This is a genomic window from Cellulomonas timonensis, from assembly GCF_900046455.1.
In the GTDB taxonomy this organism is placed as follows: Bacteria; Actinomycetota; Actinomycetes; order Actinomycetales; family Cellulomonadaceae; genus Cellulomonas_A; species Cellulomonas_A timonensis.
Window position 1 is genome coordinate 235,819 of the sequence record NZ_FCOT01000012.1, and the last position, 19,288, is coordinate 255,106.

The 19,288-nt window shown below is 74.1% G+C and carries 17 protein-coding genes; 15 read left to right on the plus strand and 2 right to left on the minus strand.

Going from position 1 to position 19,288, the window contains the following annotated elements; all coding sequences use genetic code 11:
- Positions 1-70: 70 nt before the first annotated feature.
- Together BN3788_RS09485 and lhgO are read left to right on the plus strand one after the other, a co-directional pair.
- Positions 71-763: an acyltransferase gene (locus tag BN3788_RS09485; RefSeq protein ID WP_066584997.1), complete on the plus strand. Its 693-nt coding sequence runs from the start codon at positions 71-73 to the stop codon at positions 761-763.
- Positions 760-1,944 (plus strand): L-2-hydroxyglutarate oxidase, encoded by a 1,185-nt coding sequence (gene lhgO, locus BN3788_RS09490; protein WP_066584999.1) that lies wholly within the window; start codon positions 760-762, stop codon positions 1,942-1,944. Before BN3788_RS09485 ends, lhgO begins: the two co-directional genes overlap by 4 nt.
- A 24-nt stretch (positions 1,945-1,968) precedes the next feature.
- Here the strand turns inward: lhgO and BN3788_RS09495 are convergent, their stop codons facing one another.
- Positions 1,969-2,754 (minus strand): polysaccharide deacetylase family protein, encoded by a 786-nt coding sequence (locus BN3788_RS09495; RefSeq protein WP_066585002.1) that lies wholly within the window; start codon positions 2,752-2,754, stop codon positions 1,969-1,971.
- Entirely contained in the window at positions 2,744-3,700 is a 957-nt protein-coding gene (locus tag BN3788_RS09500; protein ID WP_159066881.1) for a glycosyltransferase family 2 protein, read from the minus strand. Before BN3788_RS09500 ends, BN3788_RS09495 begins: the two co-directional genes overlap by 11 nt.
- A 239-nt stretch (positions 3,701-3,939) precedes the next feature.
- On the opposite strand from BN3788_RS09500, the gene rfbF reads away from it, so the two are divergent.
- The 13 genes from rfbF to BN3788_RS09565 all read left to right on the plus strand — a co-directional run bounded on the left by rfbF (position 3,940) and on the right by BN3788_RS09565 (position 19,256).
- Positions 3,940-4,746, plus strand: coding sequence for a glucose-1-phosphate cytidylyltransferase (gene rfbF, locus BN3788_RS09505; protein ID WP_066585005.1), 807 nt, complete (start codon positions 3,940-3,942; stop codon positions 4,744-4,746).
- 2 nt (positions 4,747-4,748) lie between these two features.
- Positions 4,749-5,777 (plus strand): NAD-dependent epimerase/dehydratase family protein, encoded by a 1,029-nt coding sequence (locus BN3788_RS09510; RefSeq protein WP_066585008.1) that lies wholly within the window; start codon positions 4,749-4,751, stop codon positions 5,775-5,777.
- Positions 5,774-6,316, plus strand: coding sequence for a dTDP-4-dehydrorhamnose 3,5-epimerase family protein (locus BN3788_RS09515; RefSeq protein ID WP_066585012.1), 543 nt, complete (start codon positions 5,774-5,776; stop codon positions 6,314-6,316). Before BN3788_RS09510 ends, BN3788_RS09515 begins: the two co-directional genes overlap by 4 nt.
- On the plus strand, positions 6,313-7,608 hold the full coding sequence (locus BN3788_RS09520; protein ID WP_108723824.1) for an NAD(P)H-dependent oxidoreductase: 1,296 nt from the start codon (positions 6,313-6,315) through the stop codon (positions 7,606-7,608). Before BN3788_RS09515 ends, BN3788_RS09520 begins: the two co-directional genes overlap by 4 nt.
- Entirely contained in the window at positions 7,605-8,738 is a 1,134-nt protein-coding gene (locus tag BN3788_RS09525) for a glycosyltransferase WbsX family protein (protein WP_066585014.1), read from the plus strand. Before BN3788_RS09520 ends, BN3788_RS09525 begins: the two co-directional genes overlap by 4 nt.
- Positions 8,731-9,816 (plus strand): glycosyltransferase family 4 protein, encoded by a 1,086-nt coding sequence (locus BN3788_RS09530; RefSeq protein ID WP_066585015.1) that lies wholly within the window; start codon positions 8,731-8,733, stop codon positions 9,814-9,816. Before BN3788_RS09525 ends, BN3788_RS09530 begins: the two co-directional genes overlap by 8 nt.
- Entirely contained in the window at positions 9,813-10,694 is an 882-nt protein-coding gene (locus BN3788_RS09535) for a glycosyltransferase family protein (protein WP_066585017.1), read from the plus strand. The genes BN3788_RS09530 and BN3788_RS09535 overlap by 4 nt, the downstream gene beginning before the upstream one ends.
- Complete coding sequence (locus BN3788_RS09540) at positions 10,691-11,854, plus strand: glycosyltransferase family 2 protein (RefSeq protein WP_066585019.1); 1,164 nt, start codon at positions 10,691-10,693, stop codon at positions 11,852-11,854. The genes BN3788_RS09535 and BN3788_RS09540 overlap by 4 nt, the downstream gene beginning before the upstream one ends.
- A 127-nt stretch (positions 11,855-11,981) precedes the next feature.
- Entirely contained in the window at positions 11,982-13,088 is a 1,107-nt protein-coding gene (locus tag BN3788_RS19285) for an ABC transporter ATP-binding protein (RefSeq protein WP_199824762.1), read from the plus strand.
- A gap of 3 nt (positions 13,089-13,091) precedes the next feature.
- Positions 13,092-13,913 (plus strand): ABC transporter permease, encoded by an 822-nt coding sequence (locus BN3788_RS09550; RefSeq protein WP_066585024.1) that lies wholly within the window; start codon positions 13,092-13,094, stop codon positions 13,911-13,913.
- Position 13,914: 1 nt separating this feature from the next.
- A complete protein-coding gene (locus tag BN3788_RS09555; RefSeq protein ID WP_066585026.1) occupies positions 13,915-17,154 on the plus strand; it encodes a galactose-binding domain-containing protein in 3,240 nt (1,079 codons plus the stop codon).
- Between the two features lie 27 nt (positions 17,155-17,181).
- On the plus strand, positions 17,182-18,117 hold the full coding sequence (locus BN3788_RS09560; RefSeq protein ID WP_066585034.1) for a glycosyltransferase: 936 nt from the start codon (positions 17,182-17,184) through the stop codon (positions 18,115-18,117).
- A complete protein-coding gene (locus BN3788_RS09565) occupies positions 18,114-19,256 on the plus strand; it encodes a glycosyltransferase family 4 protein (RefSeq protein WP_066585036.1) in 1,143 nt (380 codons plus the stop codon). Before BN3788_RS09560 ends, BN3788_RS09565 begins: the two co-directional genes overlap by 4 nt.
- Positions 19,257-19,288: the final 32 nt, after the last annotated feature.

Sequence of the window (19,288 nt, forward strand, 5' to 3'; positions counted from 1 at the left end):
TCACCGCCTCGCGTCGCCGGCCCCCGCTACGGTGGGCGGCCATCGGCGCACCCCACCCACGGAGGCCCGCATGACAGCCACGACCCAGCACCCCGCCCTCGCCGACGCCCGCGTGGCGCCGGGCGCTGATGTCGACGACAGCGCGACGCTCGGGCCCGGAGCCCGCGTGTGGCATCTGGCCCAGGTCCGCGAGGACGCCGTCGTCGGCGCCGAGTGCGTCATCGGGCGCGGCGCCTACCTCGGCCCCGGCGTCCGGGTGGGCGACCGCTGCAAGATCCAGAACCACGCGCTCGTCTACGAGCCCGCCGTGCTCGAGGACGGCGCGTTCATCGGCCCCGGGGTCGTGCTGACCAACGACCACCTGCCGCGCGCCGTCAACCCAGACGGCGCCCTGAAGTCCGGCGACGACTGGCACGCCGTCGGAGTGACGGTGCGCACCGGCGCCGCCGTGGGCGCCCGCGCGGTCTGCGTGGCGCCGGTGGTGATCGGCCGCTGGGCGATGGTGGCCGCCGGCGCGGTGGTCACCCGCGACGTGCCCGACTTCGCGCTCGTCGCCGGGGTCCCGGCACGGCGGGTGCGGTGGATCGGCCGCACCGGCGAGGCGCTCGTGCCCGACGACAGCGTGCCTGACGACGGAGCGCCCGACGGCGCGGTGACGCCACCGGGCGACGGCGCAGACCGCCGCTGGCGATGCCCCGACACGGGCGACGCCTTCATCGAGCGGGACGGCCTGCTCGTCGAGGCGACAGGGGCCCGGTCATGAGCCGCATCGTGGTCGTGGGCGCCGGCATCGTGGGGCTCGCCGTCGCGGCCCGCCTAGCCGGGCGCGGGGACGAGGTCACCGTCGTCGACAAGGAGCCGGACGTCGCACTGCACCAGACGGGCCGCAACTCCGGCGTCATCCACTCGGGCCTGTACTACGCGCCGGGAAGTTTCAAGGCGACGATGAGCGCCGCCGGGGCGCGCTCGATGACGGCGTACGCGCGCTCGCGCGGCATCCCGGTGCAGACCTGCGGCAAGCTCGTGGTCGCCACCGACGAGCGCGAGCTGCCCGGCCTGCTCCGGCTGGCGCAGCGTGCCGAGGCGAACAGCGTGGAGGCGCGGCTGGTCACCCCCGCCGAGGCCCGCGAGCACGAGCCGCATGTGCGCAGCGTGGGGGCGCTGCGGGTGGAGGCCACCGGCATCGTCGACTACCCCGGCGTGTGCCGCGCGCTGGTGAAGGACGTCGAGGCCGGCGGCGGCAGTGTGCGGCTCGGCGAGGCTGTCGTCGCGATCCGCAGCGCCGGCATCGGGGTGGAGGTGCGCACGGACCAGGCGGACCTCGAGGCCGACGCCGTGGTCGCCTGCGCCGGGCTGCACGCGGACCGGCTGGCACGGGCGTCCGGGATCGAGCCCGAAGCGCGCATCCTGCCGTTCCGCGGCGAGTACTTCGAACTGGCGCCCGACGCCGCCGGCCTGGTGCGCGGGCTCGTCTACCCCGTGCCGGACCCCCGGTTCCCGTTCCTGGGCGTGCACCTGACCCGGATGATCGACGGCACGGTGCACGCTGGCCCGAACGCCGTGCTGGCCCTCGCCCGGGAGGGCTACACCTGGTCGACCGTGCGCCTCCACGATGTGCGGGACGCGCTGGGCTGGCCGGGCCTGTGGCGGCTCGCGCGCGGGAACGTGGTCCCCGGCGCCGCCGAGGTGCTGCGCTCCATGTCCACCCGGGCCTTCGCGCGCAGCCTGGCCAGGCTCGTCCCCGCGATCACGGCGGGCGACCTGCGCCCGGCGCCGGCGGGGGTGCGGGCCCAGGCGGTGCGCCGGGACGGGACGCTCGTGGACGACTTCCTGGTGCAGACCGGGCCACGGCAGGTGCACGTCCTCAACGCGCCCTCGCCGGCGGCCACCGCGTCGCTGGAGATCGCGCGGCACGTCGTGGACAGGCTCGACGCCTTGGGCTGAGGACGCGGCCCGGGGCGGGCGGGCTCAGCCCATGAGGTCCCGCAGCACCGCGCGGATGCGGGGGTGGGTGGCGCAGAGCTCCCCCACGGTGCGGAACGTGTAGTCGCGCGCGCCGTCGAGCACCCGGCGCAGCACATCCGCACGGTCGAAGTGCGGGAGCTCCTCGTCGAGCCCGGCGGTCTCGGGGTCCCCCCGCACGTCGTGCAGCAGCAGGATCCCCCCGGGGGTCAGCGCCGCGAGCGCCCGCGCGGCGACTGCCGACTCCTCGTCGTGCCGCCAGTCCTCCGCCCAGCCGGACCACAGCACCACGTCGAGCCCCAGCCGCGCCCAGCCGCGCAGCTGTGCGGGGGTGTGCGCGCCGTAGGCCGGCCGGAACAGCCGCACCGGGACGCCTGACAGCCGCTCGACCTCGTCCCGGGCGGCGGCCACCAGCGCCACCGCCTCGGAGGTGGGCAGGCCGCTGAGCCGCCGATGGTCCCAGCCGTGCAGGGCGAGCTCATGCCCATCCTCGACGATTCGGCGGACCAGCGCGGGGTAGGTCCGCGCGGCCGTCGCGAGGACGAAGAACGTGGCGGGCACGCCGCGCTGCGCGAGCACGTCGAGCAGCGCGGGGGTGTGCGCCGGATCGGGCCCGTCATCGAAGGTGAGGGCGGCGACCCGCTGCGTGGTCGCCACCGCCACCGTGCAGGTCAGTGGGCGCACCAGTGGGGCCATCGGCTGCAGCGCCCAGCGCCGGCCCGGGGCCAGCGGCGCGCCGAACGGCCCCAGGTCGCGGCGCAGCACGAGCACGTCACGGGTGTCACGGGGCATGGGACTCCTTCGGGGGCAAGCGCACGGGCTCGGGCTCTGGCCCGTGGCCGAGCGCGAAGCCCAGCCCCCAGGCGGTGGACCAGCACAGGGCCAGCAGCTCGCCACGCCGGCGCACCCGGGCGAGCCCCGCGCCGACGCCGAGCACCCGGCGCAGCAGCCGGGCGGCCGTGCCGGGCTGCTGCTCGGCGGCAACGGCGGGCTGCGGCGGCCGAGTGGCGGCGCCGGCTGCCACGTTGGCGTAACGGCGCGCGAGCCCGCGCTCCGCCGCTCCGTACGCGAAGCCCTGGCGGACGGTGGAGCGGAGCCCGGCGCGGAGCCGGACGTGCACCAACGCCTCGTCGGCGTAGGCCAACGGAACGCCGCTCAACTGGATCCGCCAGCACAGGTCGGTGTCCTCGAGGCAGCGCAGCGCCTCGTCGAACCCGCCCACGCGACGGAACAGGTCCGCCCGCACCCCCATGTTGCCGGCCCCGGCGTGCCGCAGGCCCGGCAGCAGCGCCGACTCCTGCAGGCCGTCGGACTGCGGCAGGACGCGCGACGCCAGCACGTCGGGCGTGTTCAGCCGTGCGCCGTCGAAGCGGCCGGCGACGAAGTCGTGCCGCGCCAACGCCTCGAACATGGACTGCACCCAGCCGTCGGCCACCACGTCGTCGGCGTCGCAGAAGGCCAGGCTCCGGCCCCGCGCCGCCTGGGCGCCCGTGTTGCGCGCGGCCGCCGCGCCCCGCCGCTCCGACGCGTCCACGACCCGCAGTGCGGGCAACCTGCCCGCGAAAGCCCGCGCGACGGCGACGGTGCCGTCATGTGAGCCGTTGTCCGCGAGGACGACCTCCCACGTGCAGGTCGCGCGTTGCCCGGCCAAGGCGGCGAGTTGTGCCGGCAGCGTGGCGGCGGCGTTGTAGGCGGCGATCACCACCGACAGGTCGACACCGTCGTCTGACACACCCATCGCCATCCCCCCGGACGTCTCACGGCTGCCCCACCTGCGTCGGGAGTCGGCCGTCGAGCCATTCTGCCCACAGGGCGCCCCCGGAGCGCCACCAAAAGGACATCTCGCCCCACCGCCAGTCGCCTGGCCGCCCACTTCTCGTCGCGCCCGATTTCACACTGTCAGGCATGGTTTGATAGCAATCGCCCAGATACTCTCGAGCAGATGCGCGATCCGCCCACCTGCTCCTAGGAGGCCCCATGAGCGCCGATCCCGCCCAGATCCCCGTCGTCATCCTGTGCGGCGGCATGGGCACCCGACTCCGCGAGGCGAGCGAGAAGCTGCCCAAGCCGCTTGTCGACATCGGCGGCCGCCCCATCCTCTGGCACATCATGAAGGCCTACGGGAGCCATGGGTTCCGGCGGTTCGTGCTGGCCCTCGGGTACAAGAGCGACCTGATCAAGCAGTACTTCCTCGACTACCACCACCTCACCTCGGACTTCACGCTGAACCTGCGCAGCCCCGAGACCCCCGTCTTCCACAACACAGCGGGCGACGAGGACTGGGAGATCACGTTCGTCGAGACCGGCCTGACCACCGCGACGGCCGCCCGCATCCGCCGCGTCGCGCCACACCTCAACGCCGACCGCTTCGCGCTCACCTACGGCGACGGCATCAGCGACGTGGACATCTCCGCCGCGCTCGCGCACCACCTGGCCCAGGGCCGCCTCGGCACCCTCACCGGCGTGCACCCCTCCAGCCGTTACGGCGAGATGCGGGTCGAGGGATCCACGGTCGTGGAGTTCAACGAGAAGCCGACCCTCGCCGACGGCTGGGTCAACGGCGGCTTCTTCCTCTTCGAGCGCGAGTTCGTCGACAAGTACCTCGACGACGACCCGACGGTGATGCTCGAGACCTCCCCCCTGCAGCAGCTGGCCCGCGACCGCGAGCTGAGCGTCTACGAGCACGAGGGGTTCTGGATGGGCATGGACACGTTCCGCGACTGGACCGAGCTGAACGGCCTGTGGGACAGCGGCCGCGCGCCCTGGAAGACGTGGGAGGACTGAGCGTGCGCGTGCTGGTCACGGGAACCGAGGGCTATCTGGGCAGCCTGCTCGCCCCAACGCTGACAGCGCGGGGCGACGAGGTCACCGGCCTGGACACGGGCTACTACCGGTCGGGATGGTTGTGCCACACGGCCGGCGAGCAGCCGCGCACGCTGGTCAAGGACGTCCGCCACGTCACCGTCGAGGACCTGGCCGGCCAAGACGCGGTAGTGCACCTGGCCGAGCTGTCGAACGACCCGATCGGCGACCTGATCGGGGACGTGACCGCCGACATCAACCACCACGGCACGGTGCGCCTGGCCCGCATGGCCAAAGCCGCGGGTGTGGAGCGGTTCGTGCACATGTCGTCGTGCAGCGTGTACGGGGTGGCGGCCGGCATCGTCGACGAGGACAGCCCCATCGACCCGCAGACCGCCTACGCCCGGTGCAAGGCGCTCGTCGAGCGGGATGTCGGCGCGCTGGCCGACGACTCCTTCAGCCCCACCTTCCTGCGCAATGCGACGGCGTTCGGCGCCTCGCCCCGGATGCGCTTCGACATCGTGTTGAACAACCTCGCGGCCCTCGCCTGGACCACCCACCGGATCGCGATGACCAGCGACGGGACGCCGTGGCGGCCGCTGGTGCACGGGCTCGACATCGCCAAGGCCGTGCGGGCGGTGCTCGACGCGCCCCGGGAGGCGGTGCACGGCCAGGTGCTCAACGTCGGCAGCGAGCGCAACACCTGCACGGTGCGCCAGGTCGCCGAGGCCGTCGCCGCCGAGTTCGCCGGCTGCGAGCTCGCCTTCGGGCCGCCGAGCGCCGACAACCGCAGCTACCGGGTGTCATTCGAGAAGATCCGCGACGTGCTGCCGGGCTACGACGCGGACTGGGATGTCGCGGCCGGCGCCGCCCAGCTCCACCGGGTCTTCGAGGCGGTCGCCCTCGACGACGAGACGTTCACCGGGCGCGGGCACACCCGCCTCAAGCAGATCGAGCACCTGCTCAAGACCGGCCAGGTCGACGAGCGGCTGTTCTGGACGGGGGCACTGTGAGGTACACGACGACAGCGGTGGACGGGGTGCTGCTCGTCGACCTGGAGCCGCTCACTGACGACCGGGGATTCTTCGCGCGCGCGTTCGACGCCACGGAATTCACGCGCAACGGGCTCGACGCGCACGTCGCACAGGCGAACGTGTCCTTCAACCACCGGGCGGGCACCGTGCGCGGCATGCACCGGCAGATCCCCCCGCACGCCGAGGGCAAGCTGGTGCGCTGCACGGCGGGGGCGATCGTCGACGTGGCCCTGGACGTCCGCCCCGGATCGCCCACCCACGGGCTGCACGTGATGGTCGAGCTCAGCGCGGCGAACCGCACCGCGCTGTTCGTGCCGCCCTATGTCGCCCACGGATACCAGACGCTGGTCGATGACACGGAGGTCGTCTACCAGGTCAGCGGCCCGTACGTGCCCGGCGCCGAGCAGGGCTTCCGCTACGACGACGAGGCGTTCACGATCGTGTGGCCGCTGCCGGTGACGGTGGTGTCGGCCAAGGACGCGGCGTGGCCCCTGGCCGGCGAGCAGGTGCCGCGATGATCGTCGTCGACACGCTGCTGCGCCAGCGCCAGGTCGACGGCCGGCCCGTGCGTGTCGCGATCGTGGGGGCGGGCTTCATGGGCCGCGGACTGGTCAACCAGATCGTCAACTCGGTGCCCGGCATGCAGGTGTCGGTGATCGTCGCGCGCAAGCCCGAGCAGGGTGTCCGCGCGTTCGTCGAGGCCGGGCTGGACGAGGTGCGGGAGGTCGACAGCCCGGCCGCGCTGGACCGGGCTGCCGCCGCAGGGATCGCGGCCGTCACCGCCGACCCCACCACCGCGACCCGCGCGCACTGCGTCGACGTGGTGGTGGACGTGACGGGCGCCGTCGAGTACGGCGCCCGGGTGGCGGTGGAGTGCATCGCGCAGGGCAAGCACCTGGTGCTGATGAACGCCGAGGTGGACGCCACAGTGGGCCCGGAGCTGGCGCGCCGCGCCGAGGCCGCGGGCGTCGTCTATACGGGCTGCGACGGCGACCAGCCGGGAGTGCAGCTCAACCTGCACCGGTTCGTGCGGGGCATCGGGCTGACCCCGCTGGTCGCGGGCAACGTCAAGGGCCTGCAGGACCCGTACCGGACCCCCACCACGCAGCGCGCGTTCGCCGAGCGCTGGGGGCAGGACGCCCACATGGTCACGAGCTTCGCGGACGGCACCAAGATCAGCGTCGAGCAGGCGCTCGTGGCCAACGCCACGGGGATGACGGTGCACCGGCGCGGCATGCTCGGCCGGGACCACGCCGGGCACGTCGACGAGTTGACCACGCGGTACGACGTGGACGAGCTGCGCGCGATGGGCGGGGCCGTCGACTACGTCGTGGGCGCGCGGCCCGGACCCGGCGTGTACGTGCTGGCGACCCACGACGATCCCCGGCAGCGGCACTACCTGGAGCTCTACAAGCTCGGGACCGGCCCGCTGTACAGCTTCTACGCGCCGTACCACCTGTGCCATTTCGAGGTGCCGACCACGATCGCGCGGGCGGCGCTTCTGGGCGACGCGGCCATCCGCCCCCTCGGCGCCCCGGTGGTCGAGGTCGTCGCCACCGCCAAGCGGGACCTGCCCGCAGGCGCCGTGCTCGACGGGCTGGGCGGATACGACTACTACGGCCAGGCCGAGACCGCGGCGACGACTCGGCGCGAGCGCCTGCTGCCGGTGGGCGTCGCCGAGGGATGCGTGCTGCGCGACGACGTGAAACAAGACGCGACGCTCACGTACGACGACGTCGTCCTGCCGTCCGGGCGGCTCGTCGACCTGCTGCGGGCCGAGCAGGCCATGATGTCGAAGGGGGCCCGATGAGCACGCTGCTGGCCCGTGCTGTCGCCTTCTACCTGCCGCAGTACCACCCCGTCCCGGAGAACGACGAGTGGTGGGGGCCGGGCTTCACCGAGTGGACCAACACCGCGCGCGCCCGCCCGCTGTTCCCGGGGCACCGGCAGCCCACCCTGCCCGCCGACCTGGGTTTCTACGACCTGCGCCTGCCGGAGGCGCGGGCGGCGCAGAGCGCGCTGGCCCGCGAGCACGGCGTCGAGGCGTTCGTGTACTGGCACTACTGGTTCGGCAACGGGTCGCGCATGCTGGAGCGCCCGTTCGCGGAGGTGCTCAAGACCGGTGAGCCGGAGATCTCCTTCTGCCTTGCCTGGGCCAACCAGACGTGGAGCGGCATCTGGCACGGCGCCGCCGACCGTGTGCTCAAGGAGCAGCTGTACCCGGGGCCGGAGGACGAGCGCGCGCACTTCGAGGCGGTGCTGCCGGCGTTCCGCGACGAGCGCTACCTGCGCGTCGACGACCGCCCGGTCTTCTACGTTTTCCGGCCCGAGGACCTGCCCGACGCGGCCGCGTTCGTCGACCGGTGGCAGGCGATGGCCCGTGCCGCCGGGCTGCCGGGGCTCTACCTGGTGGCCGAGGTCGCCGACCTGCTCGGCGCCGGGCCGCGGTTCTCCGGGGTGGACGCGGCGGGCTTCGACGCGGGCGCGTACATCCGCATGCCGGTGAACGTCACGCGACTGGCCACGCTGCGGATGCGCGCCGCGCGCAAGCTGCTGCGCTGGCCCGAGATCTACCCGCATGCCCCCCGCCCCGCGGCGCTGCCGCCGACGTCCGCCCGGCTCCAGCCGAGCGTGTTCCCCAACTGGGACAACACCCCACGCTCGGGCCGCCGCGGGCTGGCGATCACCGGCTCCTCGCCCGAGGTCTTCGGGCAGCACGTGCGCGAGGCCGTCGCCTCGATCGCCGACCGCCCGCAGCAGGAGCGGTTCCTGTGGGTGAAGTCGTGGAACGAGTGGGCCGAGGGCAACCACCTGGAGCCCGACCTGCGGCATGGGCGCGGCTGGCTCGAGGCGCTGCGGGACGGGCTGATCGGGGACGCGGTGGCCGGGGGCGCATTGGCCGAGGGCGCGTTGACCAGCGGCGGGGTGGCCGATGGGTGAGCCGCTGCGCATCGCGATGGTCAGTTACTACCTGCCCTCGGGCAGCAAGATCGGCGTCGGCTACCAGGCGCATCAGCTGGCCTGCGAGCTGAGCCGCCGCGGGCACCACGTCGACATGATCAGCGAGTGCCCGCCGGTCGACGGCGCGCCGTACTCCCATCGCCGGGTGCGGCTGCGCGGCCCGCTGCGCACGTTCCGGTTCGCGCTGGCGGTCCGGCGCCTGGACCTGTCCTCCTATGACGTGCTGCACGCGCACGGTGACGACTACTGGCTGTGGCGCCGGCGCACCGCGCTGCATGTGCGGACCGTGCACGGCTCCTGCTTCGAGGAGGCCCGGCGGATCCGCGGCGCCAAGGAGCGTCTGCGCATGGTGCTGCTCGGGCTCAGCGAGGTGCTGGCCGCTGTCGTGGCCGACCGCACCGTGGTGGTCTCCCCGCAGACCCGCCGGTGGGTGCCGCGCTCGCACGCCACCATCCCCAACGGGGTCGACGCGCGGTTCCACCCGGAGCCGCTGGCGCGCGCTGGCCACCCGGTGATCCTGTTCGTCGGCGCCTGGCATGGTCGCAAGCGCGGCGCGGAGCTCGCCGCGGCGTTCACCCAGCATGTGCTCCCCCGGCGCCCGGACGCCGAGCTGTGGATGGTCACCCGGGACGCCCCCGACCAGCCGGGCCCCGGCATCCGCGTGCTGGGCGCGCTGACGGACGAGGAACTGGCAGCCGCCTACCGGTCGTCCTGGCTCTTCTGCCTGCCGTCGTCATATGAGGGCTTCGGCATCCCCTACGCGGAGGCGATGGCCTCGGGTCTGCCCGTGGTGGCGACGCCCAACCCCGGCGCCCGGTACGTCACCGATCGTGGGCGCGCCGGGGTGCTGATCGGCCTGGACCGGATCGGGCCGCGGCTCGCGGACCTGCTCGACGACGCCCCCGCCCGGGCGGCGCTCACCGCGGCCGGGTTGGCGCGCTCCGCGCAGTTCACCCTCTCCGCGGTGGCCGACCAGTACGAGGCGCTCTTCGCCGAGCGGCGCCCGGCTCGCGGGGCACGGCCGGCGCGCGCGCTGCCACGGAGCCGGACGGCATGACCGATCACCTGCGCCTCGGCGCGTACCTGCTGGCCGCCGACCCGACCTGGGTGCGGTCGAGCCTGCTGCGCTACTACGCGCGACTCGACGTGCTGGTGGTGTCCGTCCCGGTGGACGGCCGGGGCTGGACGGGCGCGCCGGTGGCCGCCCAGACGGTGCTCGACCTGGTCCGGGAGATCGACACCCGCGGCATCGTGCGGGTCGTCACCGGGTCCTGGGTGCGGCCCGACGACCCGCTCGCGGGCGACACCGCCCAGCGCAATGACGCGCTCGCCGCCGTCGGCACAGACGTGGACTGGGTGCTGCAGCTCGACACCGACGAGGTGCTGCCCAGCGTCGAGGCGCTGGAGCGCGTGCTGCGCGTGGCCGACGAGCGGGGCCTCGACGCGGTCGAGTGGCCGATGCGGGTGCTGTACCGCCGGCTCCGCGACGGGGGGTACCTGCAGGTGGTGGGCGCGAACGGCGCCGTGTTCCACGAGTACCCCGCGCCGGTGGCGGTGCGGCCCGGAGCCCGGCTGACGCACTGCCGCCGGACGGGGGGCGAGTTCCTGCGCCCGGTGGTGCGCGGCGACGTGACGTCTGTGCAGGTGGCCCGGGCTCCGGAGCCGGGAGAGGTCCGCGTCGAGTTGCTCGACGCGGACGAGGCCATCGTGCACAACTCCTGGGCCCGCGCCCCGCTGTCCGTGCGCCGCAAGATCGCCTCGTGGGGGCACCATGCGGGCTGGCGCTCCACCGCCTACTACTGGACGCGCTGGTGGCCCGCGGCCTGGCTGTGGCGCGGCCAGCGGCGCATGCACCCGTTCGAGCCGGCGTTGTGGCCGCGGCTGGCCGCCGCGCCACCGGGCACGGGCGCCCTGCTCCTGGAGGCGGACCGATGACCGGGCTGCTGCCGGGCCCCGACGCGTCCGCGGCGCCGCCCGCCTCCCCCACGGCCGAGGCGGCGCTCGACACGCTGCACGTGGTGGTGCTGAGCTGGCACGGGCGCGACGACACGCTGCGCTGCGTCACGTCGGCGCTGGCAGACGGCTTGGCGCCCCACCAGGTGCTCGTGGTCGACAACGGCTCCGGCGACGGCCTGGAGGAGGCGCTCCGCGCGCTCGATCCCCACGTGCGGTTCAGGCAGACCGGGGCCAACCTCGGCTTCACCGGGGGGATGAACCACGGCATCCGGGCCTGCCTCGCGGAGGGCGCCGGGCTCGTGTGCGTGCTCAACAACGACACCCAGGTCACGCCGGGGATGTTCGCGGCGCTCGTCCGCCATGCGGCGCCGGGCACTGCCGTGAGCCCCGAGGTCCGCTACCTGGACGAGCCGGAGGCCGTGTGGTTCGGCGGCGGGGTGGTCGAGGCCGATCGCGGCTGGCCCCGCCACCTCACCCCCGCCGAGCTGGCCCGGGACGACGTCGCCGACCCGACCCGGGTGCTGCGCGAGTCCCAGACCCTCGCCGGATGCTGCGTGCTCGCGCCCGCGGACACCTGGCGGGCCGTGGGGCTCTTCGACCCCCAGTACTTCCTGCTCTTCGAGGACGCGGACTGGAGCGCTCGGGCCCGCGCGCTCGGCGTCCGACTGGTCGTGGCCCGCGACGCGGTGCTGCTGCACGCCGTCTCGGCCTCGTTCACCGGGCCCGGCCGGCTGCTCTCGTCCTACTACTACGCGCGCAACGCCATGCGGTTCACCCGGCTGCGGGTCACCCGGCGCCCGGCGGCCCGGCTGCGCTTCATCCGCGACCAGCTCGCCCGGCCGGCCGCGCGGCGCATCCGCTCGGGCGACGTGCGCGGCGGCACGTGGGAGGCGCTGTTCGCCGCCGCGGGACTGGCAGCCGACGCCCTGCGGCGCTACGGCCCCGCGCCCGGCGTCGTGCTCCGCTGCGCGCGCCGCGCCGCGCCTCCACCCCCCGCACCCCCCTGTCTCTTATACCCCTCTGACGCTGCGCACGCTCCTCCCCGCGTCGCCCTCGCGCCCGACCCTGACCGTATTCGTATTGTCAGCGACTCTGTCGAGGCAACGCACCGTGCCTCCCACCGAGCTCCCGCCGCGTAGGATCGTCGGCAGCGTCAGATGTGTATAAGAGCCGGCGGCCATCCAGGTCCGCGGGCTGTCCAAGCACTACCGGATCTCCCATGACGACAACCGCCCCTCCACCGCGGGCGAGGCGTTGCTGCGCCGGTTGAGGCACCCCTTCCAACGCCCCGCGCTGGAGCGCTTCACCGCGTTGGACGGCCTGGACTTCGACATCGCGCAGGGCTCGGCCGTGGGCATCCTGGGCCGCAACGGCGCCGGCAAGAGCACGCTGCTCAAGCTGCTCACGCGGGTCGCGGCGCCCTCGGAGGGCCAGATCCGCCTGCGCGGGCGCGTCGGCAGCCTGCTGGAGGTGGGCACCGGGTTCCACCCCGAGCTCACCGGTCGGGAGAACGTCTACCTCAACGGCACGCTGCTGGGCATGCGGCGCGGGGAGATCCAGCGGCGCTTCGACGAGATCGTCGACTTCTCCGGGGTGGAGAAGTTCCTCGACACCCCGGTGAAGCGGTACTCGTCGGGCATGTACGTGCGCCTGGCCTTCGCGGTCGCCGCGCACCTGGACACCGAGATCCTCGCCATCGACGAGGTGCTGGCCGTGGGCGACGCCGAGTTCCAGGCCAAGTGCATCGACCGGATGCGCAGGTCCGCGCAGGACGGGCGCACGGTGCTGTACGTCAGCCACCAGGTGCAGACCGTCACCGCGCTGTGCTCCACAGCGCTGTACCTGGAGAACGGCCGGCTGGTGATGCAGGGCGACGTCGACGAGGCGATCGAGCTGTACCGCACCAGCCGGGACCGCGTGGTGCTGGCCGCCACGGACATCGAGCGCCGCGCCGGCACCGGCGAGCTGCGGATCACATCGGCCACCGTGTCGAGCCCGCTGTACCGCACCACCGAGGACAAGACCATCGAGCTGGTGGTGGGCGCCAACCCGTCGTTCATCGGCAAGTACTTCGTCTCGTGCCACATCAACGACCGCAACGGCACCACCCTCCTGCAGTGCGATTCGCGGGTGAGCGGCCTCTGGCTCGACGCGGGGCTCGACCAGAAGATCGCGCTCACCATCAGGTCGCCGTGGCTCAAGCCCGGGGAATACTCGGTGGACCTCTACGTGTGCGCCGCAGGGGTCCTCGACGCGTTCGAGGGCGCCGGCCGGTTCGAGATCCACCCGGTGCTGCCCTATGAGCACGCGGTGTCCGACGAGGGGCTCGAGAACGGCCTCGTCCTCGCCGACTTCGGCTACGAGAGGCGTTGAGGCATGCCCCGCACGATCGTGATCAACCCGCCCGGACGCCTGCCGCTGCCCAGCCGGCGCGAGCTGTGGGAGGCCCGCGAGGTGCTCTGGCGGTTCGGGGTGCGCGACCTCAAGCTCCGATACCGGCAGACGGTGTTGGGCGTCGCCTGGGTGGTGCTGCAGCCGCTGCTCAGCGCCGGCATCTTCTCGATCGTGTTCGGCCGCATCGCCGAGCTGCCGAGCGACGGGGTGCCGTACTTCGTGTTCAGCTTCGCGGGGATGCTGTGCTGGACGCTGTTCAGCGGGATCGTCACCCGCGCGGCGCCGTCGCTGGTGAACAACCAGGCGTTGGTGTCCAAGGTGTTCTTCCCGCGGGTGCTCGTGCCGCTGTCGTCGGTGCTGTCGGTGGCGGTGGACGTGCTCGTCGCCGGGGTGCTGATGGCCGGGATGCTCGCCGTGACGGGCATCTGGCCGGGGTGGCCGGTGCTGCTGCTGCCGGTGTGGATGGTGCTGGTGGCGCTGCTCGCCTCCGGCATCGGCCTGGCCGCGTCGGCGCTGATGGTCAGCTACCGCGACATCCAGTACATCGTCCCGTTCGCCCTGCAGACCCTGCTGTACGCGAGCCCGCTGGCGTACTCGCTGTCCGCGGTCGGCGAGGACATCCGATGGCTCTTCGACCTCAACCCCCTGACCTGGCTGCTCGAGGGCTTCCGATGGTCGCTCCTCGGCCTGGAGCAGCCCGCGCCCTGGCAGCTCGTGGCGGTGGTGGTGACGAGCGTCGGCGTCTTCGTGGGCGGCATGCTCGTCTTCTCGAAGATGGAACGCGGATTCGCGGACGTGATCTGAGATGGCGCCACCCCAGCAGGCCCAGCCGACCCAGTCCCAGGCCCGGCGACGCCGCCGCGTCACGTCAGGCGCCCTCGTGCTGCTGCTCGCGCTGCTCGGCGTCGGCGCCTGGCAGCTGCGCGGGTCGCCGCCGGAGGACAGGCCGGCGCCCGTCGCGGCGCCGGGCGCGGAGGCGGCTCCGCTGTGCGGTGTCGCCGATGTGGGCAGGTACTCGGCGCTAGCCGGCGATCCCCCGACCGACGTGGTGGAGACGGTCGTGGCCGACATGACCGTGGACGGCGCCCAGCCGAGCAGCCTGGCCGTGGACGGCTCCGACCTCCTCGCCCTGGTCGCCGATGACGACGGGTTCACCGTGACCCGCCACGGCCCCGACGGCAAGGAGCTCGGACGGTTCACATCGCCCACCCCAGAGGGCGGCCGCACCCCATCGACCTTCGCGCCTGTCGGCGACGGGGTGGTGGCCACCGCGACCAGCCGCTCGGACCAGAGCGCCGTCGTCGGGCACGGAGACGACGGCTCGACGCGGTGGACCCTCGACCTGGGGGCGCTGGACCGCGGCGCCGTCTCCGCCGTCGTGGACTGGTCCGCCGGCGTCGAGGGCGCGGCGATGGCCGTCGTGTTCGCGGACTCGCCGCGGCTGGCCATGGTCTCCGCCGAGGGGAGGCTGGTGGAGCCGGACGGCCCCGAGATCGCCGCCCAGGCGTTCTTCCCGCAGCTGGACGACACCCTCGTGACACGCGCGGACGATGACGACGACGGGGTGCGCCTCAGCCGCTGGTCGGCCGCCGGGGAGCTGCTCCGGGAGTTCGGCGGCCCGGTGCAGGGCTCCGCGAACGGCGGGCCCGCGGAACTGGAGCGTCCCACGGGTGTGACGGTCGGTCCCCACGGCGGGCTGCTCGTGGCCGGCCCCCGGTACCGCGTGGTCGAGGTGGGCGACGACGGGGTGTGGCGGCGGGTGGCGCTGTCTGAGCAGGGCATGGCCCCCTTCAACCTGGCCGAGCAGAGCCCGCTGGTCCGCTCCGCCGACCACTTCTACTTCCTGTCGTCCAGCGAGGACGGCGACGTGAGCCTGTCCCGGGTGGACGTGCCGGCCATGGACACGCTGCTGGACTCGCCGGTGATCTACGACATCAACCACGCCTCGAGCCTGGACCGGCTCGGCTTCGGCGCGGGGCTCGTCACCGATGTCCCCTACAGCTACTTCGGCCCGGGCGAGGAGCCCGCCGTCCATCTCGAGCTGGACCCCTGGTGGGGTGCGGTCTCGGCGGACTACGAGCTGCGCTACCGGGTCACCGGGGACCCGTGGGCCGAGCCGCCGGTGGAGCCCGTCGCCGGCACGCTCGATCTGCCCGGGGACGGCGGCCGCGCCACGCTCGACCTGCCGCCCGCCCGGCCCGGGCCGTATGACGTGCACGCCGAGCTCGTGGAGCGGGCTACCGGCGAGGTGCGCACCGCGACGTGCCTGCGGTACGCGGTGGGCGCGCCCGGCTCCACATTCGACCCGGCGGGGCTCGCGGAGGGATCGGACTGGGGCGGGGCCCAGCCGGTGCGCGGCGTGCAGCTCGCCGACCAGCTCGGCGTCGGGTCGCACCGCGTCCAACTGGTGTTCGGCGACCTAGTGCCCGACGTCGACGCGACGCCGTCGGTGGCCGCGCTCGACCTGGACGCGCTGCCCGGCGCGGCCCCCGGCGACCCGTTCGCCGCGATCGGGGAGGCGGCCGCCCTGGCGGTGGCGAGCGACGTGGCGCTGTACGTCCAGGTGGGCCAGGGCGGCGACGCCGAGCACCAGGCGGTGAGCGACGGCACCTGGGGCGCCTGGGTCGGGGCCATCGCGGAGGCCTTCGCCGCGGGCGCCCCCGACGTGAGCCTGTGGGCGCCGTGGAACGAGCCCAACAACACCGGGTTCGGGGACGGCGGCGACTATGCGCGCGACGTGCTGGCCCCGTTCGCGCAGGCGGTCAAGGCAGTGGACCCGGGCGCCCAGGTCATCGGCGGCAACGCCCTCAACCTGGTGGTCCCGTGGTACCGGCAGGTCATCGACGCGGGCGGCTGCGACTCACTCGACATCGTCGGCATCCACCCGTACACGGGCTTCAACCGCTCCTGGGACGAGGAGGGCGTCGACGGCCCGCTCGGCCAGATCGCTGAGCTGAACGAGGCGCTCGAGGCGTGCGGTTCGTCGCCCCCGGTGTGGAACACCGAGTCGGGCTGGTGGTCGGACGGGCCGGGCAACCACTGGGCGCAGGGGTACGACGTGGCCCGCACCCTGCTGTGGTCCCGCGCGCTGGGCGTCGAGGAGTGGACGTACTTCTTCAGCGAGGGCGGCTGGGGCGAGGGCGGGTTCTCGTGGTCCCTGCTGCAGGTCGAGAGCTTCGTGAAGCCGAGCGCCCTGGCGATGGCCACGGTCGCCGGGCTCCTCGAGGACCGGCCGCCGCCCACCGTGGAGGACGCCGCCGTGCCGTACACCCACGTCATGCGGGTGGGCGCGCGCCCGGGCGGCGACGACCGGCTCACCGCTGTGTGGACGGACGACCTGGTCATGGAGGTGCAGGCCACCGCCGACCAGGACACGACGCTCACGCTCACCGACGTGTACGGCGCCACCCGCGAGGTCGACGCGAGCGCTGGCGAGCCTTTCTCGCTGCCGGTGAGCGGATCCCCGGTCATCGTCTCGGCGCCCGGCGGCGCCGAGGTCGTCATCCCCGCCGCCGATCCCGCCGGCCCCAACCTGCTCGCCGACGGCCGGGTCAGCGCCAGCTCCACGGGCGAGGACACCGATCCCGCCGCCGTGCTCCACCCCGGCGGCGCCGACGCCACACCATGGCGGGCGGGCGCCCGCACCAGCGACGGGGACCTGGACCTGAGCCCGTGGCTGCAGGGCGACCCGCCCGCCCCCGCCACGATCGACCGGGTCGCTGTGGAGAGCGCGGGGCTGCGGTGCTGCACGTCGGCCCTGCGGGACTACACCGTGAGCGTGCAGGGCCCGGACGGCGAGTGGACCGAGGTCGGATCGAGCGCCGACCTGTTCTTCGAGCGCACCTCGCTCGTGCGGTTCGAGCCCGTCGAGGCCCAGGCCGTGCGCGTCCAGGTGCCCACCACCACCGAGCGCGGCGTCCGGGTGCCGCAGCTCAACTACTCCGGGCAGACCGCCGGGCTGCACCCCGCCTGGTCGCCGGTGGTCCCCGAGACGAGCTGGCCCGCGGCGGTCGTCTCGCTCGCGGCCTACGGGCCGCCCTCCTGAACTTCGACCTCGCGACAGGACGACGACATGGCAGCGACGAGCGGCATCCGGGCGACGGTGGGCGTGCCGGTCTACAACGGGGAGCGGTTCCTCGCCCAGGCGCTCGCCTCGGTGCGCGAGCAGGACGTGGCCGACCTCGACATCGTGATCTCCGACAACGGCTCCACCGACGGCACCGAGGAGATCTGCCGGGACGCCGCGCGCGCCGACCCCCGGGTCCGCTACCACCGCCACGACGTCAACCGCGGCGGGGCGTGGAACTTCAACCACGTGCTGCGGCTGGCCCAGGCGCCGTACTTCACGTGGGCGGCCGCCGACGACATCCGCCGGCCGTCGTTCGTGCGGCGCTGCGTGGAGGTCTTCGAGGAGTCCGACCCGGCGACGGTGCTGGTCTACCCGCGCACCCAGATCATCGACGCGCAGGGGCAGATCACCGAGGACCTCAACGACGCCGGCCTGGGCTGCGACGAGCCGAGCCCGCATGAGCGCATGGCCCACTTCCTGCGCGCGCAGGCGGCGCACATCTTCTACGGGCTGCACCGCACGGACGTGCTGCGCACCACGCGCGGGATCCGCCGCACCGTGGGCAACGACATGGTGATCCTCACCGAGCTGGCGTGCCGGGGGCCGTTCGCCCTGGTCCCCGAGCAGCTCTTCTGGCAGCGGCGGCACAGCGAGCAGTTCTCGGCGCGGCGCGCGGGGCAGGTCGCGTGGCATGCGCCCGACGCCGCGGTGCGGTTCGCGTTCCCGCACTCGAAGGTGACCTGGGAGCTGTGCACGGCCGTCACCTCCTCCCCGCTCCCCGCCGCCGAGCGGGCACGGTGCCTGGCGACGGTCCCGGTGGCGTGGACGCTCCCCCGCTGGCGTGGCCCGGCCTCGGACCTGCGCACCGCGTTAGGCATCCCCCGGCGGGCTGCTGCACGGCCCGTCGTCGGCGACCAGGCGCGGAGCACCGCCCGGTGACGCCCCGCGTGGACGTGCACGTGCTGACCCCGGGCGACCACTTCTCGCCGCGCACCGGCTCGGCCATCCCGACTGTCGTGGACGGCCTGTGCCGCGCCGCTCCCCCGGGCGTCCCGCGGCCACGCGCGGTGGTGGCACGGGGCACGTACCCCGAGCGGTACACCAGCGCCGACGTGCTCGACTACGCGCCAGTCGGGGCCCGCCCATGGGACCGGTACGCCGATCTCGCGCTCTCCCGGGCCGCGGGCGCCCGCCCCGGGCTGCGCCGCACGCTGCGCCCCACACTCGCCGAGCAGTCGACATGGCCCGCGTCCGTGGTGCTGGCGCACAACGCCCCGCAGCTCGTGCCGCTGGTCCGCGAGCCGCATCGCGCGGTGCTCTACGCCCACAACCTGCTGCTGCGCACGTACACCCGCCGGGAGGTGGACCGCGTGCTCGGCGGCGTCCACGCGATCGTCTGCGTGAGCCGGTCGCTCGCCGACCAGACGTGCGCCCGGCTGCCCGCGGTGCTCGTCGACCGGGTGCGGGTCGTGCCGAACGGGGTGGACGCGCGGCAGTTCCGACCGCGCGCCGATCCCACGCGCGGCGAGCGGCTGCGAGTGACCTTCGTGGGGCGGATGATCCGCGACAAGGGCGCCGACGTGCTGCTCGACGCGGTGACGCTGCTGCGCCGCCAGGACGTGGCCGTCACCCTGGTGGGCAGCCAGAATTTCGACGCCGGAGCGGCGCCGTCGGCCTATGAGCGGGACCTGCGGGCCCGAGCCGCGGCGCTCGGGGACCGGGTGCGGCTGCAGCCGTTCGCACCCCGCGCGCAGGTTGCCGAGCTGTGCCGTGACTCGGACGTGCTGGTGGTCCCCTCGCGCTGGGCCGAGCCGTTCGCGCTGACGGTGCTCGAGGGCATGGCCAGCGGCGTGCCGGTGATCGCCAGCCGCATCGGCGGCATCCCCGAGGTGATGGGGCCCGCCGGCCTGCAGGTCCGTCCGGGCGACCCCGTGGACCTGGCGGCGGCCATCGACGCGCTGGCCGCCGACGAGCCGTGGCGCCAGCGGCTCGGCGCCGAGGCCCGCGCGTGGGCAGTGGCGCACGACTGGGCCTGGGCGCGCCGAGAGTTCGACGCCGTGCTCGCCGGGATCGCGTGATGGCGCCCGCCGTGCCGCCGACGCCCGGGAGC

Bases quoted from the DNA above. Each gene is read 5' to 3' on its own strand.
- BN3788_RS09485 (WP_066584997.1), top strand. From the start codon at position 71: ATGACAGCCACGACCCAGCACCCCGCCCTCGCCGACGCCCGCGTGGCG.
- lhgO (WP_066584999.1), top strand. From the start codon at position 760: ATGAGCCGCATCGTGGTCGTGGGCGCCGGCATCGTGGGGCTCGCCGTC.
- BN3788_RS09495 (WP_066585002.1), bottom strand. From the start codon at position 2,754: ATGCCCCGTGACACCCGTGACGTGCTCGTGCTGCGCCGCGACCTGGGG.
- BN3788_RS09500 (WP_159066881.1), bottom strand. From the start codon at position 3,700: ATGGGTGTGTCAGACGACGGTGTCGACCTGTCGGTGGTGATCGCCGCC.
- rfbF (WP_066585005.1), top strand. From the start codon at position 3,940: ATGAGCGCCGATCCCGCCCAGATCCCCGTCGTCATCCTGTGCGGCGGC.
- BN3788_RS09520 (WP_108723824.1), top strand. From the start codon at position 6,313: ATGATCGTCGTCGACACGCTGCTGCGCCAGCGCCAGGTCGACGGCCGG.
- BN3788_RS09525 (WP_066585014.1), top strand. From the start codon at position 7,605: ATGAGCACGCTGCTGGCCCGTGCTGTCGCCTTCTACCTGCCGCAGTAC.
- BN3788_RS09530 (WP_066585015.1), top strand. From the start codon at position 8,731: ATGGGTGAGCCGCTGCGCATCGCGATGGTCAGTTACTACCTGCCCTCG.
- BN3788_RS09535 (WP_066585017.1), top strand. From the start codon at position 9,813: ATGACCGATCACCTGCGCCTCGGCGCGTACCTGCTGGCCGCCGACCCG.
- BN3788_RS09540 (WP_066585019.1), top strand. From the start codon at position 10,691: ATGACCGGGCTGCTGCCGGGCCCCGACGCGTCCGCGGCGCCGCCCGCC.
- BN3788_RS09550 (WP_066585024.1), top strand. From the start codon at position 13,092: ATGCCCCGCACGATCGTGATCAACCCGCCCGGACGCCTGCCGCTGCCC.
- BN3788_RS09555 (WP_066585026.1), top strand. From the start codon at position 13,915: ATGGCGCCACCCCAGCAGGCCCAGCCGACCCAGTCCCAGGCCCGGCGA.
- BN3788_RS09560 (WP_066585034.1), top strand. From the start codon at position 17,182: ATGGCAGCGACGAGCGGCATCCGGGCGACGGTGGGCGTGCCGGTCTAC.